General features: G+C 58.0%; 12 protein-coding genes and 1 pseudogene. 5 read left to right on the forward strand and 8 right to left on the reverse strand.

Annotated elements, in window-relative coordinates:
* Positions 1–347 precede the first annotated feature (347 nt).
* The gene (locus VF436_RS16220; protein WP_330905068.1) at positions 348–1,361 is read left to right on the forward strand and encodes a hypothetical protein; all 1,014 of its coding nucleotides are present in this window, start codon (positions 348–350) and stop codon (positions 1,359–1,361) included.
* Between the two features lie 587 nt (positions 1,362–1,948).
* Positions 1,949–3,451, forward strand: coding sequence for a LuxR C-terminal-related transcriptional regulator (locus VF436_RS16225; RefSeq protein ID WP_330905069.1), 1,503 nt, complete (start codon positions 1,949–1,951; stop codon positions 3,449–3,451).
* A gap of 113 nt (positions 3,452–3,564) precedes the next feature.
* Here VF436_RS16225 and VF436_RS16230 read toward each other — a convergent pair whose 3' ends face one another.
* Together VF436_RS16230 and VF436_RS16235 are read right to left on the reverse strand one after the other, a co-directional pair.
* Entirely contained in the window at positions 3,565–4,176 is a 612-nt protein-coding gene (locus VF436_RS16230; RefSeq protein WP_330905081.1) for a response regulator transcription factor, read from the reverse strand.
* A gap of 157 nt (positions 4,177–4,333) precedes the next feature.
* Positions 4,334–7,480: a sensor histidine kinase gene (locus VF436_RS16235; RefSeq protein WP_330905070.1), complete on the reverse strand. Its 3,147-nt coding sequence runs from the start codon at positions 7,478–7,480 to the stop codon at positions 4,334–4,336.
* 571 nt (positions 7,481–8,051) lie between these two features.
* On the opposite strand from VF436_RS16235, the gene VF436_RS16240 reads away from it, so the two are divergent.
* The 3 genes from VF436_RS16240 to VF436_RS16250 are packed head-to-tail and all read left to right on the forward strand — an operon-like array spanning position 8,052 to position 10,624.
* Positions 8,052–9,455 carry a cytochrome ubiquinol oxidase subunit I gene (locus tag VF436_RS16240; protein ID WP_414649874.1) on the forward strand — a complete coding sequence of 468 codons (1,404 nt, stop codon included), beginning with the start codon at positions 8,052–8,054 and terminating at the stop codon, positions 9,453–9,455.
* Between the two features lie 18 nt (positions 9,456–9,473).
* Complete coding sequence (gene cydB / locus VF436_RS16245; RefSeq protein WP_330905072.1) at positions 9,474–10,481, forward strand: cytochrome d ubiquinol oxidase subunit II; 1,008 nt, start codon at positions 9,474–9,476, stop codon at positions 10,479–10,481.
* 2 nt (positions 10,482–10,483) lie between these two features.
* On the forward strand, positions 10,484–10,624 hold the full coding sequence (locus VF436_RS16250) for a DUF2474 domain-containing protein (RefSeq protein WP_330905082.1): 141 nt from the start codon (positions 10,484–10,486) through the stop codon (positions 10,622–10,624).
* Between the two features lie 191 nt (positions 10,625–10,815).
* Here VF436_RS16250 and VF436_RS16255 read toward each other — a convergent pair whose 3' ends face one another.
* The 6 genes and pseudogenes from VF436_RS16255 to VF436_RS16280 all read right to left on the reverse strand — a co-directional run.
* Positions 10,816–12,225 (reverse strand): TolC family protein, encoded by a 1,410-nt coding sequence (locus VF436_RS16255; protein WP_330905073.1) that lies wholly within the window; start codon positions 12,223–12,225, stop codon positions 10,816–10,818.
* Positions 12,206–14,140: an FUSC family protein gene (locus tag VF436_RS16260; RefSeq protein ID WP_330905074.1), complete on the reverse strand. Its 1,935-nt coding sequence runs from the start codon at positions 14,138–14,140 to the stop codon at positions 12,206–12,208. The genes VF436_RS16255 and VF436_RS16260 overlap by 20 nt, the downstream gene beginning before the upstream one ends.
* Positions 14,124–15,149 (reverse strand): HlyD family efflux transporter periplasmic adaptor subunit, encoded by a 1,026-nt coding sequence (locus VF436_RS16265; RefSeq protein WP_330905075.1) that lies wholly within the window; start codon positions 15,147–15,149, stop codon positions 14,124–14,126. The genes VF436_RS16260 and VF436_RS16265 overlap by 17 nt, the downstream gene beginning before the upstream one ends.
* A 12-nt stretch (positions 15,150–15,161) precedes the next feature.
* A complete protein-coding gene (locus tag VF436_RS16270) occupies positions 15,162–15,449 on the reverse strand; it encodes a YtcA family lipoprotein (protein WP_330905076.1) in 288 nt (95 codons plus the stop codon).
* A 225-nt stretch (positions 15,450–15,674) separates the two neighbouring features.
* Positions 15,675–17,384, reverse strand: a complete 1,710-nt coding sequence (locus tag VF436_RS16275) for a thiamine pyrophosphate-dependent enzyme (protein WP_330905077.1) — start codon at positions 17,382–17,384, stop codon at positions 15,675–15,677.
* A gap of 416 nt (positions 17,385–17,800) precedes the next feature.
* A pseudogene (locus tag VF436_RS16280) lies at positions 17,801–18,040 on the reverse strand (DDE-type integrase/transposase/recombinase); the annotation flags it as partial.
* Positions 18,041–18,163: the final 123 nt, after the last annotated feature.

Below are 18,163 nucleotides of genomic sequence, written 5' to 3' on the forward strand. Positions count from 1 at the left end.
CACTTCTAAAAATGCCGATCTCCATAGCTATGTATATTCCGCGGCGACGTTGACTATGGGGCTTCTGTACGAATCAGGACTCACTTTGTGGTCATCCACCAACCTTCGCTCGATACTTCCTCATATTGCGCCAAGCCGACCGACTGCGAACAGCCCCCTATCGGGGGCGTCAGCCTGTATCAAAGTCAGAGAGACGACGCTCGCTGAGTCTCTAATCACCCCCAAAGAGGGGAGATTCTTGACTCTGGAAGGGAGCGACACTCGCAAGGGACCAAAGGTCTTTGGCAGCGGCGGAACTCAGCGTAGCCCCCCACCACGTCTGCCAGTTCCACATGAGGATACCGATCGTGACAAACATAGAAAAAAGTACGTGGACCGAGGTGTATGACGGAGGCAGTGCCGAGGTCGAGCGCGAGGGCTTTCATCAGCTCGCACAGGCCATGCTGGACATTCAAGAAAAGAATCGAGTGGCCGCTGGTGCGCCACACGCCATGCGAACACTCCATTCAAAGATTTTGGTTGGCGTTACCAACGCTGAGCTGCGCATGGACTCGGATATTCCTCTCCCATTTCAAGTCGGTCACTTCACGCCGGGTGCCGTCATTGGCGCATCTATCCGATTTTCAAATGCGAGCGGTGTACCCAAACGCGATGATGCGGTAGACATGCGTGGCATCGCGATCAAGCTTGCGCTGCCGCACGGCCAGTCACACGATATATTGATGACTAACTATCCGGTATCACACGCGCGGAACGCTAAGCAGTTTGTCCAGTTTGCAACGATAGCGATGGGCGATCCGGCGACATTCAAAGAACGTCTGGTTGCGCAATTCGGTGCGGACGAGGCGATGCGAATGATCACCGCCGTGATGAAAGGCATGCGTCCCAGCGCGGGACTGCAGACCGAAGCCTTCTGGAGCCGCGGCGCTTTGCTTTGGGGCACGTTTCCGGTACGTCTGGTCCTTCGCCCCAGCCTCGACTCAAATGTCGACCAAAGCGAAGCCGTGCACGCGACGGCGGATGGGCTACGCGAAGGCTTTGCGAACGTGTTGAATGCGCATCCCATAGCGTTTCGACTTGCCATCCAGTCCTATGTCGATGAGGAACACACGCCGATCGAGGACGCGGCGGTCGAATGGCTAGAGAGCGTGGCGCCTCCGGTCGGAGTGGGCACCCTCTTGATCCCGTCGCAGAATATCTTGAGTGAAGACGGCCTACGTGCGATGGCGCAGGTAAACGAGCTCGCTTTCAACCCCTGGAACGCCCCACCCCTCTTCCGGCCATTGGGGAATATCAATCGGGCGCGCGGCAAGGTGTATGGAGCAAGTGCGAGAGCATGGGGCGCATCCCCGCACGGCTGACTTCTCGCTCCGCGCAGCGCACGTGTCTTGCGATCACTGCGAGCCTCACGCGCAGCGCTGTATTTTTGCGTTGCATCCGGGGCCTGCCGGGCTACTCGTCACCCAGCACGTCCCGGCTCTTGAATTGGCATGGCTGACACTTTTGAGTCGGATGCAGCACCATTTGGAGCCACCAAATCTACCCCTTGGAAGGCATCGTCGAAGCTACCTAAGAAGGTACCGTAGCTGTGCAAATGCAGCCACCGTGTCTGGGATGGATGCGCGCTTGGAACTCATTTCGTGAAGCCCACGCAGTCTGAGCTCAGGAATACCCGGGTTTTCACGCCGATGCTCCCTCGACAAAGCGCTATACAAGAAGAAAAACCGCCGTAAAAGACAGTGAAAGTTCGAAGCATCGACCTGGCAGCTGCTTATTCAGTGCGTTCAGAAATTCATGGAAATCTTGGCAGTAGGGTTGTCACGGCGATCACTTGGAAGAGATCGCAAACAGGGACTCAGGCACCTGCATTGTACTCAGCACGCTATCGAGGTGACTTATGAATGAGTGCGTCTGCTCGCAGGACCTTGGTCGATCGCCACTAGCGGCCATGGATGAGCCGTCATCCTGCGACTCCCATTCGTCCTCGAACGATGTCGCGCAAGTCCGCCAATTTCTCGATGCGGCTTGGCGGGCGGCCGAGCGTTTCGAGCGTGATGAGCTGCTGAGGTACTTGGCCGTTATCCAGCCGCTCATCGAATGCCGAGGCGCGCTCGCACAGCGATGGTCCGGGCGCGACGAAATGGAGACTCTTCAGGCGATCGGTTTCATCTGGCGGGACGAAGCCGAGCTCGCCCTGGCGTTGGCACGATCCGTCGTGTCGCGCTCGGCCATACGGCGCTTTCGTTTGGTCTTGTTTACGGTCATTCGCTACGCCTGCTGGAGAACCCGCAGGCTCGACGCATTCTATGACCTCTCGACGCCCTGTCACTATGGCGGCCGCCTGAATATGCAGGTGCTAAAAGTCATCAATCTGTCGATTGAGGCCGCCGCTGAAGCCGAACAGCTCCGACTTAAGTCCGCTGAACGCAACGCCCGGCATGCCGTTGCAGTGGGGGAGCTTGCGGGCGGTATCGACGACAATGCTTCGTTGCTGTCACGCTGCGTGCTCGCGACCGTTGCTTACGAAATGGGCGGTCTGGACGAGGCGTTTGCACTGATCCGCGGGAGGGATGCCGCCATTGATCAATATGGCTCTGCCGATGCCGCGCTATGGGGTACCACTGTTGCCGTCCGCGTGGCGATTGCAAACGGTCACGCTAAACATGCGCTGGCCGTGATTCGCAGGGGCCAAGTGGCAAGCAGGCAGCGGGGTTGGAAGATGCTGGCGGCACACCTTGCGGAGCAAGAAGTCAACTTGCTCATCAGGGGAGAAAACCTACTGTTGGCAACAAAGGTGCTGGCCCAGGCATTGCGACGCGACCCATCAGGCACCCAATTGGGTGTACCGATAGACGAAGCGGCATGGCCGCTGGAAGCGGCGCGTCTACGGCTGGCATTTGCCAGCGGAGATTTCACCGAGGCAGCGGATGGATTCACTCGCCTGAGTTGTTGGTTGAACGAGCGCAACCAGAGCACCTTCGCTGTGCGATACACGGCGTTAGCGGCGGCCAGTCTATTTCATGAGGGGCATGCGGACGAAGCGTGCGCGGGTTTATGCAAAGCCCTTGAAGCGGGTGCGTCAGCGGGACTATTTCGCACTTTCGTTGATGAGCTTGAATGCTTGGCGCCTTGTTTGCGCAGGCTCCGCACTTCAATGAAACATCAGCTTGGCCATCTCAACGCTTATACCAATGCGATTCTTGCCGCCCGTAGCCTCTTGATCGCTATTCCCGAGGACGGCGTCAATCAAGAACTGGCTAGAATACTCAGCCGGCGCGAAGTCGTGGTGCTTCACCTGATCAGCAAAGGTTATTCCAACAAGACGATCGCACGCGAGCTGTATATCACGCCAGAGACCGTCAAAAGTCACATCAAACGCATCGCGATCAAATTCTCCACCAAGACTCGAGCGGAAGCTGTCGCTCTCGGCAAGTCTCTTGGGATTATCTAATCTGATGGCGGTCGTCGACATGCATTACGGCCGCGCTAGCGGGCGCATGCGCCTGCCCGTATTCGAACGATCAACCCTGCAACTCAGCAGGCCATGGCAAGCGGGAGCTGGATCTACTGCACGGGGTCGATGAAGCCGCGGCCGATAGCGATCATCACGGCATGCGTTCGGTCGTCGGCGTTGAGCTTGCGCATAATGCTTTTCAGCCGCGCCTTGACCGTATCTTCAGAGACGAACAGCGCGTCGGCGATGTTACGATTGCTACGGCCTTGGGCGACCAGCTTAAGAATGCTTGTTTCCCGATCCGTCAGCTGCTCCTCCCCCATGTGCTGGGCAACCTGCTGTGCGACGTCCGAGGCAATGGTTCGCCGGCCCACAAGCGCACTGCGGATGGCGCGGATGACCTCCTGGGCACGCGCTGTCTTCAGAAGATACGACCTTGCGCCCAGTGCAAATGCGCGCGCGACGCGGGCATCCCCGAGGAAGCTCGTCAGAACAATGATGGCGGCGTCGGCAAACTCTTCGCGGATGATGGAGATGGCCTGCAGGCCGTCCATTTCCGGCATCTGCAGATCGATGAGCAATAGATCTGGCCGCAGATCACGATAGCCCTGAATGGCTTCTTTGCCGTCGCCGGCTTCACCGACGACGACCATGTCATGTTCTGCAGAGAGCATAGCGCGAAGGCCATCCCTGATCATGGGATGGTCATCGGCAATGAGAATGCGGAACCGCTCTGGCGCTTCGTTCAAGGTCTCATCCAAACACGTGATAAATGCCAATGATTAGAAGAGATGGCGCGATTGATGTGACACTCGTGACCGTTCGACTATGCACAAATGGTCGCAATATATCAACACCCGAAAGGGTATTTAGAATGCTTTACGCGCTGGCTTTATCTGTTTTATGCCTGCGTGGTCTCTGCTGCCTCCACCACTGGACTCGGCTCGAATTTGCTCGGGAAGGAGAGAGGTAGGCATGGCGTTTGGGGGTGATCAAACGAATAGTGGTGCCTTGCGAAGAGGTCTCTATTTGCAGAAGCGCGTTGATCTTCTCGGCACGCTCGTGCATACCCGAGATGCCCCAATGGCCTGCACGTTGCCTGGCTTCCATAAGCTCTCGGTCGATCCCAAATCCATCGTCGCTAACGGCAATGCTGAGTGCGCTCGCTTCGTAGGTGATCGTCACAACGACGTGGTCTGCATCGGCGTGACGGTAGGCGTTAAGGATGGCCTCACGAGCGATGGCGAAAATCTCAACACAGGCTTCCTGGCAAACGGGTAGAGGCTCACCCTCCACGCGCAAGGAGAAGAAGCTTGGCGAGTTTGCGGATGCACCCTGGCCGACAGTCAGCAATTCCGAAACAAGGTCCAGTTCGCGTTGATAGTCCTGCCGCAGGAGACGAATTTTGTCGCGGCCGTCAATCAGAACGTCGCGCATTTTTTCTTCGATCTCCGTGGCCGCATCGCGCTGTTGCGGGGCAAGATCGCTTCTTCGTGCCCAGAACTCCATTTGCATCAGCAAACCCTGCATGCCTTGCAGCAGTGTGTCGTGGAGCTCGCGGGCGATGCTTTCACGCTCTTTATGTTTGGCCTCAAGGCTAATGTGAAGGCGCCGCGAAAGCTGGCGAATTCGCAGGGCCACAACCAGCCACAGGGCGACCAAAAGAACCAACGCGCAGATACCTTTGAACCAAAGGGTCTGATAGAAGGCGGGCTTGATGTAAAACACCATGTGCACGTCTGCTTGGCCTCTGACTCCATCGCTATTGAAAGCCGCGATATCGAGCTGGTGTGCCCCAGGTGCCAGATTCGAATAGCTTACTTCCCGGCGTGTTCCAAGGTCCTTCCAGTCAGCGTCAAAACCGAGCAAGCGCACTTTGGCGTCGACGCGCTCCGACGTGGAAAAGCTGAGGACTGAAAACTCTACATCGAGGTTACGAGTGAGCGCCGGGAATGCCAGCTTTTCATGTGGACTGTACGCGGTGTCGTCCGCGACTATTTTAGTGATGGAGATCGACGGCGGAACAGGATTGCTCACCAGCTGGGCTGGGTCCAGCCAAACCACGCCGTTGATGGTGGCAAACCACAATCGTCCATCCGTGCTTTTGACGACGGTTGGATGACCGTAGTGGATATCCGGCGGACCGGGCAAGCCGTCCAAGCCATCGAATTTCGTGACGGATAGCGCATGCGATGCATCGTTCTCGGCTTGCGCCACATCCCTTTCGGAAATACGGTAGACACCTGACATCGCATGTATCCACATGTCACCATTGGCCGCGAAGGCGATGCCGGTGATGGTTCCCAGTGACGGCTGCTTGGACAGTCGAACCGCATGCATGCGCATGCCGTCCATAAAGCCAAGGCCTTGGCTTCCGCCGACCCAAAGGTGCCTGCCGTTACTCATAAAGGCGCCTATGCTGCCGATGGTTACGCCTTGATCCGCACCGAGCAATAAGGCCTTGCCGTCGTCGATAACGCCCAAGAGATCCATGTTAGGGCTACCTCTCAAATACCCATACCAAACACGCCCTTTGTCATCCGCATACAGTGCGGAGGGTGGGCGATTTACTTTAGGGATCGCGAATGGAACCCATTGGTTTCCATGGAGGGTGAACAAGTTGAAGCTGGCGCTGGTCGAGCTCTCCGATAAGCCCCAAAGCACACCACGACTGTCTTCGACGATCGCCGACATGTAGGTCGATGGCGACGTTGAATGGGTTAGCAGCTTGACGCCGGCGGCGTTGCTTACCCAGATATCAAACGAATTGCCTTCAGACTGTTGCGATAGATAGATGTTGCCTTGGCGACCGGCATAGACCGCTTCTACTGATCCTGGGATCGATGTACTGAGATGCCCGTCCTTCAGCTTCTGGGTAGCTTGCAGCTGCATTCCGGCCCAAACAGATCCGTCCCGGCCCGCGGCGAGTGCGTACATGCTGCCGTTCTGAGGAAAAGGGGATCGCGCAAAGTTACTTCGGCTAAAGCGGTCGATGCCATGGCTCGTTCCGACCCAAAGATTATCCTCTCGATCGACCAGCAGAGCCCATGCCGTATCTGAGCTGAGTCCGTTCGAACTGTCGAACGTTCCCCTACGCATAGCGTCCCCGACGGCTGCGGAATGGTCGTCGATATATGAAGCTGGGATTTGCTCGATACCGCTTTTCTGGGTTCTTAGCCAGGCGTTTCCTTGACTATCAAAGGTTAGACCGCGTGCCGACAATTTAGATAGTGCGCCGGCGTCGGATCGGATGGGTGTCGGTGCATGGGTGTCCCACCGTTCGATGCCGCTTTCGGTGTAGCAAATCCAAACGCTTCCGTCCCTGCTTTGCACAATCTCGGAGATGGGCCCTTTCTGGTTTGAAGTCTCCAGTGTCATGAACTGCGTGGAATGCGCAGGCCGGTAGAGAAGCTTGTCCAGCGTGCCCGCCCAGACGTTTCCATTACGATCGACCAGTACGCGGGTGACGAATTCCTTTTGACTCAAGATTTCGCGGAAGCCATCGTCGGGAACTATCCACCGTTTCCCATCGAAGGTCATGACATTGGGAGCCACCGAAGCCCAGACGCCACCGTCCGGACTATCGACGAACTGGCTGTTGATGGTGCTGACCGGCCCGTGTTCTTCGGAACTCACATGCGCGACGGTGTCGCCTTTGATTTCGAAGATGGGTCCATGCGAGTAGCCCAGCCATAGCCCCCCGTCTGCGCTGGCGAACACGGTCATGAGCGGCAGTTTGGGCAATGCCACGGAGTCGATATTTTCGATATGTTGAAAGCGAAGGCCATCGAAGCGGAATAGGCCTTCAGACGAGCCGACCCAGATAAAGCCGTCTTTCGTCTGAGTCAGGCTGGTTACGCCGACAGGAGCACCATCGCGTGTCGTCCATGTCGAATGCTGGTAGCGATCCAGTGTCCACGGACGGGCATCGGCGCGCGCCGAACTAGCCGCCGCCAACGCTAGCCATAACACCAGGATCAGAAAATTGATCTTGCTGGACCCGATAGCCACCGCGATACGCCCCATGCCAGTACGCAAATTGTTGCGCCAGGCGCACCGCACGCCCAGACAATTTAAAGATAACTGATACGCCCACGGTGCTGCGTACGTTTACTGGCCCTAGGCGATGGAAGCAGGCAGCCCTGGAACGGCTCGGCGCTGCTGCCCCCGCTGACGACAGCTTTGTTACAGCCAGACACCTGTGCTCGAGGGACGCTTTATCGTTCACCCAAACTGAGCCGAGAAAATGCCCCCATTCGGGGGGGCGTCTAGCGGCTGCGTATCGGGGATCTTAGCCTCAGAGCCAGCGCTAACGAACATGCTGGCGACGACGACAAGTGCATGCATCGAGACGGCGAACACCGCTGGCTGGCGCGCCGTCACCGCAGGCCTCACGCGCCGTCTTCCTGAATGCACGATGCCCACGTTGTGATGGCGAGACGATCGACCTGAGCGCTATTCCCGTCAACTCTGATTACCTGGCGACATCTGCGGAGGTCAATGCGTCCACCGTCATGCTTCTGAGCTGCCTATAGCCAGCTCAGCCCCTTTTTGATCGTGAGCCCGCCATGCGCCCCGAGGACCCAATATGTTCGGCTTGACGTCGCTCGAATTGTCGAGAATGCAGTTTGCCTTCACAGTGTCGGTCCACATCATCTTCCCGGCGATCACCATCGGCCTGGCCAGCTTTCTGGTGGTGCTAGAGGCCTTATCGCTTTGGAAGAAAGAGCGCGTTTACCAAGACCTCTATCAGTTCTGGATGCACGTCTTCGCCGTCAATTTCGGGATGGGTGTCGTTTCCGGCCTAGTGATGGCCTACGAGTTCGGCACCAACTGGAGCCAGTTCTCTTCGCTGGCCGGCGGCATTACAGGGCCATTGCTTGCTTACGAGGTACTGACCGCATTTTTTCTTGAAGCCGGCTTTCTCGGCGTCATGCTGTTTGGTCGCGACAAAGTGGGGCCCGGCCTGCACTTTTTCGCTACGGTCATGGTGGCCGTCGGCACCTTGATATCCACCACCTGGATCCTGGCGTCCAATAGCTGGATGCAGACACCGCAAGGCTTCGCCATCGTCAATGGCCGCGCGATCCCGGTGGACTGGCTGAAGGTGATTTTCAACCCCTCCTTCCCGTTCCGCCTGGCTCATATGACGGTGGCGGCATACCTATCGACCGCGCTATTCGTCGGCGCATCAGGCGCCTGGCATCTTCTAAAGGGACACAGTAACGACGCGGTGCGGACGATGCTGTCGATGGCCATGTGGATGATCGTCATCGTTGCGCCCATCCAAATTTTTCTGGGTGACGCGCATGGCCTGAATACGCTCAAATACCAACCCGCGAAAATTGCCGCCATCGAAGGGCACTGGGAAAACAAAGGCGATAGCAGCCCTCTGGTTCTGTTTGGGTTCCCCGACATGGAAGCCGAAGTAACCCACGCTGCCGTGGAAGTGCCGCGCCTGGGCAGCATCCTGCTTACGCATAGTCTTCATGGGCAAATCCCGCCATTGAAGTCCTTTCCCAAGGCCGATCGACCCAATTCGAGCATCGTGTTCTGGACCTTTCGCCTCATGGCCGGACTCGGCTTCTTGATGGTGCTCCTAGGTCTGTGGGGTACCGTGTTGCGGGCACGCAAGCGCCTCTTTACCTCACGCCTCTTCCTACGATTTGCAACGCTCATGGGCCCCAGCGGTTTGATCGCCTTGTTGGCAGGTTGGATGACCACCGAAATTGGTCGCCAGCCGTGGGTGGTTTATGGTCTGCTTCGAACGGAAAACGCTGTTTCGAGGCATTCTGCCGCAGCCGTTTCCACCACGCTGGCCATCTTCGTGGTCGTGTACGTCTTCGTGTTCGGCGCTGGCGTGAGCTACATGTTGAAGCTTGTGGCCAAGGGTCCTCACGGCGTCCGCGGCGCACACCGACTGGAGCAAAACCAAGTCAGGCGTCCGGCGCGACCGCTCTCCGCAACGCCGGACAACATCGATCCTGCGATCACCAAGTAACTGGCTAGGGGTGAACTGATGGGCATTGATCTGCCACTTATCTGGATGGTCATCATCGGCTTCGGGCTGATGATGTACGTCATCATGGACGGCTTCGATCTGGGTATCGGCATGCTTTTGCCACTGATACGCAATCGGGAGGACCGCGACCGGATGGTTAACACGGTGGCACCCGTGTGGGACGGTAATGAAACGTGGCTTGTGATGGGGGGAGCGGGACTGCTCGCAGCATTTCCTACGGCCTACGCCATTTTGCTTAGCGCGCTGTATTTTCCGCTCATCTTCATGTTGATCGGGCTGATCTTGCGCGGCGTCGCTTTTGAGTTTCGTTTTAAGGCAAGCGAAGCGCACAAGCCATTATGGGACAGAGCTTTCACTTGGGGATCATTCATCGCCACCTTTTCGCAGGGTGTCGCCTTGGGTGCCATCATCAACGGCTTTACCGTGGAAAACCTGGTCTTCACCGGAGGTGCGCTCGACTTCCTGTCACCCTTCAGTGTGTTCACTGGCCTATCTCTTTTTGTCGCCTATGGCCTCCTGGGCGCGACATGGCTAGTCATGAAGACAGATGGCTTTATCCAAGGTCTCATGCGCAGGGCGGCGCAGCTGTTGCTCACGATATTGTTGGTTGCCATAGCGATAGTGAGCGTGTGGACGCCACTGGCCCACCCAGGTATTGCACAACGATGGTTCGCTTTGCCGAATATCGCGCTCTTCTGCCCCGTGCCGATCTTGGTTCTCTTTACATCCTGGGCAATCGTCAGGTCGTTGCGACGCGACGGGCAGGCAACGCCGTTTGTCTTGACGCTGTTTCTTCTGTTCCTGGGCTATACAGGGCTGATCATAAGCATATGGCCTTATATCGTCCCGCCATCCATCTCGTTCCGCGACGCAGCCGGGCCGGAGCAGAGCATGGGCTTCGCCCTTGTGGGCGCCCTGCTGATCATTCCGTTTATCCTTGGCTATAGCGCCTGGTCCTACTTTGTGTTTCGCGGCAAGATAGGAACGACCGAGGGCTACCACTGATGATGGGCGCAGCAAAGCCAGTCAGCCTCTGGATTCGCCGCTCCGGCTGGCTTATCGCCATATGGATAGCGAGCGTCTGCTCCTTGGCCGTGGCGGCGTCACTACTACGCTTGATCATGAAGCTATGTGGCATGCAAGGCTAACCCGTTATAGGCGCCAACGCTGGTGCGATGCCCTGCGTTGAATCAGCGCAACGCCTGAAAGCCCATTCCTCGACGCATCGGGAACGCATGCCAACGCGCTATCGCGAATCGACCTCGTCAGATGGCCCCATAAAATCGGCAGGACGGGGGCAAGCCATAAAGCTCGCCAATGAGCGCGAAACGCGTCGGGGCTAGGGCTCCATGGTGTGCTGACCGGTTGCCAGCGCTAACGCGGCTTGCGCAATCATGACGTCTGCATTGGCATCTTCCTGACTGGCTTCGGCCTGAGCGAGCGCTGCCTCGTCATTGGTTAGATCGGTGACGCTGGCCATGCCGTGCCTATACGATTCAAGAGAAGCTTGATACGCGATCTTGGCCGCCTGGGTGTAATCGACTGCCTGCTTGCGGTTATCCAGGCTGGTCTTGAGGTCGTTGTAGCTTTGCACGACCTGCTGGACGGCGAGATTCTTGGTCTCGGCCAATGCGTCTTCCGCTTGTGTTCTCTCTGAACTGGCGAGGGATACCTTGGTTGCGCGCGCTCCCCCGTCAAACAGCGGGAGCTCGAAAGCTACGAAAATACTGTTGCCCGTGAGATTGACACTGGAGAAAGGGCTGTTATCGCTACTGGTCTTGCCGATGTTCTGGAAGACCTGGGCTTGGATGCTGACGGTAGGGTGGTAGTCGGCCTTCGTGGCGGCAACCTTGGCGGCTGCCGCCGCAACCTTGCTTTGAGCAGCAAGAATGTCCGGTCGATTGTCCAGGGCTGTATCGATCAGCGCTGCAAGAGTGGCGTTCTTAGCAGCTTCCATGCTAGCGCTTGAGGGTGACGACAATTGAAACTGCGATTCCGCAGGCAACCCCACCGTGGCCACCAGCATCGCGAATGCTGTCTGCGCATCGCCCGAGGCCCTCGTGAGGGCAACTTGCGCAGCCGCTGTTTGCCTGTGGGCTTGCGCCACCTGAACTACCGTGGTGCGTCCATGCTGCTTCTGACCGTTGACAGCTTCTTCCATGAGCTGTGCCGCATGCAAGCCTTTCTCAGCTGCACGCATCTTTCCCTGCGCCGACATCACGTCGAAGTAGGCGCGTGAAACGTCAAACACGAGCTTCTCTTGCGCTCCCATCAGGCCGGAGTCGGCCGCCAGGGCCAGCTGCGTGGCAGCCTCCACCTGGCCTTTCTTGCGGCCAAAATCAAATAGCAACCACTTTAACTGAAGAGAAGGGATGATCTCACGGGAAGTCGATACGATGTAGCCTCGAGGCGAGACGTTACGCGTAATCGCCAAAGGCGTGTGCTCGTTGCCGGCCAGGGCTTTGATGTTGACGTGCGGGGCGTACTGAGCCCTCACCAGGGAAGTTTCGAGATGAGCTTGAAGTGCCTGCTCTTGCGCCTCCTGATACGAGGGGTTGCTCTCCAGCGCCACGCCTATCAGATCTTGCAGTGAATAAATCCTGTGCTCACCGATGAGCTTTGCCGTGGATACCGTTGAACGCGTGTCGTCAAGCTGTGCATGGACCTGCCCCACTCCACCATAAAGCACCAGAGCAACAGCCAGCGTCCGCCACCGATGCGTCCGATGCTCAGCGGGAACGCGTGACATGGCCAAAATCCTCTTCAAGTTGAGCGCGGGCTTGATGTAGCAGTGAAGAAGTCCTTTCTGGCGGACCTGACATTCTTGGCGGAGCTTGGCTGGAATCGAGCAGCGCATCGATCTGTAGAGCAAGCTGCGCATCCGCCTCTATCGTCGCAGCACCATGTGATTCTTCGTCACGCACCCGCAGAAGGATGAGCGCATGCGCGGCGATACGCTCGGCGGCATAGGATGACGGTTCTTGCCCGTCGTTTTGGCCGACGCTTCGCCATTCGAAGGTGGCGCGTGCTTGCATCGTGTCGGCTCGCGACAAGTCCTGCTGGACCATAAAAATGTCTTGATACGACCTTCTGTGCGCGATTCGCAGCATGGCGCAGATCTTTTTCAAGGCAGCCGCACGTAAGGCACGCGCCTGTTGCGCTGCGCTTACCGGCCATAGGGATGCGAAGACCAGCGTTACCCACATGTTGCCTACCAGGATGCCGACGATACGATCGCGCAAAACCGTGAGATCCGTATTCGGCCCATAGTCTTGCAGTACGCCTAAGAAGAATGCGAAGGCCAGTTGCATGCCGGCATAGCTAATCGCCTGGTTTCCCGTGGATATCCAGGCGGCGAAAGCCGATACCGCAGCGATCAGCAGGCAAAGTTGCCCGATATCCGTTAGCAGCGGAATGACGAAGACGATGCATAGACCGGCCATCAGACCGCCGATGAGGGCACCGGAGGCACGCAGTGTGAACTTGTGAACGCTCTCGCCGAACGTCGACAGCGACACGAAGAAGCACGTTGTGACGGCCGTGCGGATGCCCGGCCAGTCAAGCAACGTATAAGTTGCGTACGAGCCGAGCACAGCCAGCATGACTTTGATAGCGAAGCGCGCGTGTCCACGGTTCAGAAAAGCGTCGGGTACCAGGAAGCGATGTGTGCCCGTCGGAGCCGGCGCGACTGGGGCAGCGACAGCAGCCCCACCCCGGGCGCAATCAAGAAGCTCACGAACGGCCCATTGCAGTGAGCGTCCAGTCGCCTGCGTCGATGGCTTCACGCGATCAAGTGAGGAAGGGTGCTTAAAATCGACGCGCATGTGGCGTCTCCTGACGAATGCTCTTCCGGCGGCACGTATGGCCGCGCATGCGTTGCGCCGGGTGTCCGGGCCATCGCCTGACAAGTGCGAGGAAATAGCCAGGATTTCCAGCAGCAACGCGATCAGGGCTTCATCCTCCTGGGCAAACACCCTCAGTCGCTTGTTCCACCGAAGCGCCTTGTTCTTGAGTTGGCTCAGCGCGATCAGTTCATCGCGCAGGCCGTTTGCCGGCTCGGAGGAAGGATCTTCGACATGGCGAGCCAGGCGTTCGAACAAATTTGCGGCGCGTTGTTGTGACAAAGCCACGGGACTTTCGCCAAACAACAGATGCATGGTGGCTGTGACCGCGATCGGTGCCGCCACCACCACCCACAGCCAGAGTAGTTGATGGGTCAGCGGATCGGTGAAAGGGATTTCATCCGCCAGCGTTTGCGTCAGTACCAGTATGTAGCCAGACAAAAACGCAATCGGCCCCAACGAGCTGGTACGGGTGAAGAACGCTCCGGCAAAGGTGCTGAATACTAGCAGCGGGAAGCGCAGCGCTGGCTCCCCGGCATCGAAGATGTAGAACAGCAGCGAAATCGCTACTGCGATGGTGGCCGCGACGACGCCGCCCAGTGAGGTCTTCAGGGTGGACGCCGCGTCTTCCTGGCTGGCGATAAAGACAAGATAGGCAGCGTAAGCAGGTAGTGGAACTTTGAACGTCATGGTGATGGCTGCCATGACGGCACAGCCAAGCGAGATGCGTGCGATGGAACGTCGACGCTCGGGCGTGAGTGCCAGCTCCCGGCCTACGAACGACGAGATTCGATCTGTCGCGGCTTCAGCTTGCGTGATCATGTGTCACCCGCACCGAGGCCGTTGCGCCAATGCGCAGGAAAGACGCATCGCTGCGTCGCAAATGGATCCATACGGGAAAACGCTGCGCCACCACCACCCAGTTGAGATTGCGGTCTACTTGCGGTAATCCCGGCCCCACGGAACCGGTGGGCTGCACGCCGGCAGACAGGCTTTCGACCGAGCCGGCAAGCGGCTGGTCGTCATGGCCCATAACCCATACCGTGGCTACGTCCCCCGCGTGTAGATGCGCAAGTTCTGTTTCGCGGAAGTTGGCGACGGCATACCAATTGTCGTCATCGATCACGGTCAGTACGGGATGCCCCGCCGTGGCGAAGGATCCCAGCGCTAGGTTAAAACCGACAACGCGCCCATTGACAGGGGCAGTGATCGTCGTTTCTCTCAGGTCACGCTCGGCCAGCTGCTGTGCCGCTATGGCTCCAAGCAACTGAGCTTTCAGACTTTCCACATCGCCAATGGCTTCCTTGGCCTGCGATGCTTGTTGGATGGAAGACGCCAGCTGTGCCTCCGCGCTACGCTCATCGGTCTGCGCCTGATCCAGCTGCTGTGCGGTGGCGAAGCCGCGGGCCGCCAGTGGTTCAAGGCGCTTTCGCGTGTCCTGTGCAAGGGAGACTTGCTGGCGTGCACGATCCACCTGCCGCGCGGCAGCTTGGGCCCCGGAGCCTTGGGAGGTCACTTGGCGGCCGGTAAGGTCGATCTGCGCCTTCAGGGCGGCTACTTGTGCCTTTGCCTGTTCCAACTTGTATTGAAAAGGCTCGGGATCGATGCGCAAAAGCACATCGCCCTTACGCACGATTTTATCATTGCGGATTTGGATCGCAACGATGCGACCGCTCACTTCGGGCGTAAGCATGGCGCTATAGGCGTAGACATAACCGTCATGCGTACGTGGCCGCCGGTCCACGACGATCACACACACAACGATCAGGGCCAGCGCCAGAGCGAAGGATAGGAAGGCGATCACGCGGCCGGCAAGATGCTTTGTAGACATGCGCGTCTCTCCTCAGCCCAACCAAAACAGCCAGACCGCCAAGGTAATGGCGATCCAGAGACTTAGATAAACGAGCACGGGAACAGGAAGATCTTGGTCGATATCGGCCTTGACCAAGACAGCACGCAGGACAAATGTGCCAACGATGCCAACCAAAGCGCAAAGCATCCATGTCGGAAAGTAAGATCCCAAAATGTTTCGCGAAGGCGATTGGCTGCATGCGCAGAGCACTGCACCGGCGACCATCAGCGTCACCGCGCGCATTGCTACATGAAAAGGCTGCCTATAAAAGAAGTGCATCCGACAAACCTCTGTGCAAGTCAGGCTGGCCACGGTCGTGTATCGACCCAGGTGATGAGGCAACGGGGCATGTCCAACGGCAAAGCTGTCGTAAGCCAGGTACCGCCCGCTTTACAACGATGTGCCAAGCGGCTGCGTAGATCGCGGGAACACCCCGGAAAAAGCCACTCCGAAGGGTGGCCCCGGAAAGGACTGCGAACAAGGCTGCGCGCGGACCAGGAAACCTCAGATATTTTCGCGGATCATTTCCAGCACATCGGCGCCACGCCCGTGCAGAATGGCGCGCGCGGAATACAAGGCCATGCCCACCACCGGCTTCAACTCAATCATGGGTGGCTTCACCAGCTCCAATTGATTGACGATGACGTTGAGCAGACCAGGGCCCGGCTGGGCCAGCAACTCTTGGATCGCGCCATCGAGATCGGCAGCTTTATTGACCGTTTTTCCCCAAAGCCCGATGGCCTCGGCGACCTTACCGAAGTCCGGGTTCTTGAGCTTGGTGAAGGTGTCCAGGATACCTTCGGCCTTCTGCTCGATTTCCACAAAACCTAGTTTGCCGTTGTCAAACACGATGATCTTGACGGGTATGTTCTCTTGAATGGTCGTGATGAGTTCACCAAAGAGCATGGTGAGGCCGCCATCGCCGCAACAGGCGATGACCTGGCGGTCAGGTGCGGCTTTTTGCAAGCCAAACGAGCTCGACAGAGCGGAAGCCATGGTTCCGTGGAGCAGACTGCCGAAAATGCGCCGCTTACCGTTGGCGTCGAAATGGCGAGCGGCCCAGACAATGGGTGATCCGTCGTCGGCAACCAGCACCGAGTCGTCGGCCGCATACTTGTTGATACGCGACATCAGGTATGAGGCAGGGATGGTGTCGTCATGACCGGGCTTGAGGTGCTTTTGGGTTTCCTCGATAACTTTCTTGTAACGATCGACAAACTCCCCAAGGAACGACTCATCCGGATTTTCTTCCAGATGCGGAAGAAGCGCCCGTAGTGTTGCCTTGACGTCGCCCACCGCCCCGAACGACACGTGATGGCGTCGGCCCAGGTGTGTCGGCTTGATGTCGATCTGCACGATCTTGGCATGGTCAGGGTAGAACTGGCGCCAGGCAAAGTCGGCGCCCAGCATGAGTAGCGTGTCGCACTCCAGGATGGCGTTATATCCGGCCTCGTTACCCAAGATGCCGGTCATGCCGACGTTGTAGGGGTTATCGTATGCCAGTGCATCTTTAGCGCGAGACGTATGGGCGACCGGCGCCTTGAGCCTGTCGGCCACCGCCTTGATCTCGTCGAGCGCACCCTCGCAACCGGACCCCGCATAGATAGCGATCTTCTGACCCTCGTTGAGAATATTCGCGATATCGCTGATTTCCTGATCGTTCGGTCGAATAAGCGGCTGCGCGTTATGCACGCGATACGGGAAGTCCTCCTTCACTTCGCCATGCGAGATATCGACCGGCACGATGAGAACCGCGACGCCCTTCAAAGCGATCGCTGCTTGACATGCCGCCACCACTTTTCGGCGTGCTTGTTCAGGCGTATAGATCTGTTCACAGTAGACCGAGCACTCTTTGAATAGCGACTTGAAATCCACTTCCTGGATAAATTCAAACCCCAACTCGCTGCTCATGACCTGGCTGGCGATCAGGACCACCGGCGAACGGTTGCGATTGGCTTCGTACAGGCCGTTGATGAAGTGCAGGCTACCTGGACCACACGAGCCGGCGCATGCCGTCAGTACGCCAGTGAGCTGAGCTTCAGCCCCCGCTGCGAATGCACCGGCTTCTTCGTGCCGCACGTGAACCCACTCGATGGAGCTCTTGTCCAAACTTTCCGCAAACAGATTGAGGGTGTCGCCAACGATGCCGTAGCAACGTTCAACACCCGCCTGCTCCAGGACCTCAACGAGAATTTCAGCGACCTTCTTGCCCATGGACATACTCCGGGAAACAGATAAAAGCGGGGTTTCCGCCCGGCGCACGCCGGGGCAGCTCACGAATATCAACCTGTCACGCTCGCTAGCTCACCAACGTATGACGGCGCGTTGTGATGAGCGGAGTGTGCCCCTGGCATAAGCCGTACCCCATCCCCCTGATGGGGGCTTTGCATCATCGATGTGGTGTCTGTTGAGCCATGCCTGGCTCGGGTGGTGCCCCGTTGGGTCCCTGGGGCGCGGCAACGCCTTGACGGCCATCCAATGGATTCTCTACCTAAGCTAGCGGCGCCGTTCTCGCAGCCACGGCGCAGGCGAGCTCTCGATTCATGTCACCAACCTGGCAGGCGCCGACGAGAGATCGCCATGCCGATAGATGAGCTAGCTTGCGAAATGGAGTTGGAGAATGCCCATCGCCGACGCCACACGGCCATCATCAAAGCGTCGGTCACGAGCTGCGCCGTCATCTGCGACTGCATCGACCAATCGACGACGCGACGTGAATACAGACCCAGCACGACAGCCACATACAGCCAGCCTGCGGTCGTCCACAGGTACGTGAAGTCGGCGACCCATTTCAGGTTGGGCGCGGTGCCCTGACATTGGCGATCGAGCAGATTGGGCGCGATCGCGCTGCTGAGCCGTTCGCCCTGGTCGATCAGCTACCCAAATACGAGACACGAACCGCGTAAGAGCGACTTCGGTCGCGACGAGGTCGCGGCTTGGAGGCTTTTAGAGCCCCAATCTGCGACTGGATCGCAGATTGCCTCGCGACTGAA

It is taken from the genome of Dyella sp. (genome assembly GCF_036384435.1).
Taxonomy (GTDB): domain Bacteria; phylum Pseudomonadota; class Gammaproteobacteria; order Xanthomonadales; family Rhodanobacteraceae; genus GSA-30.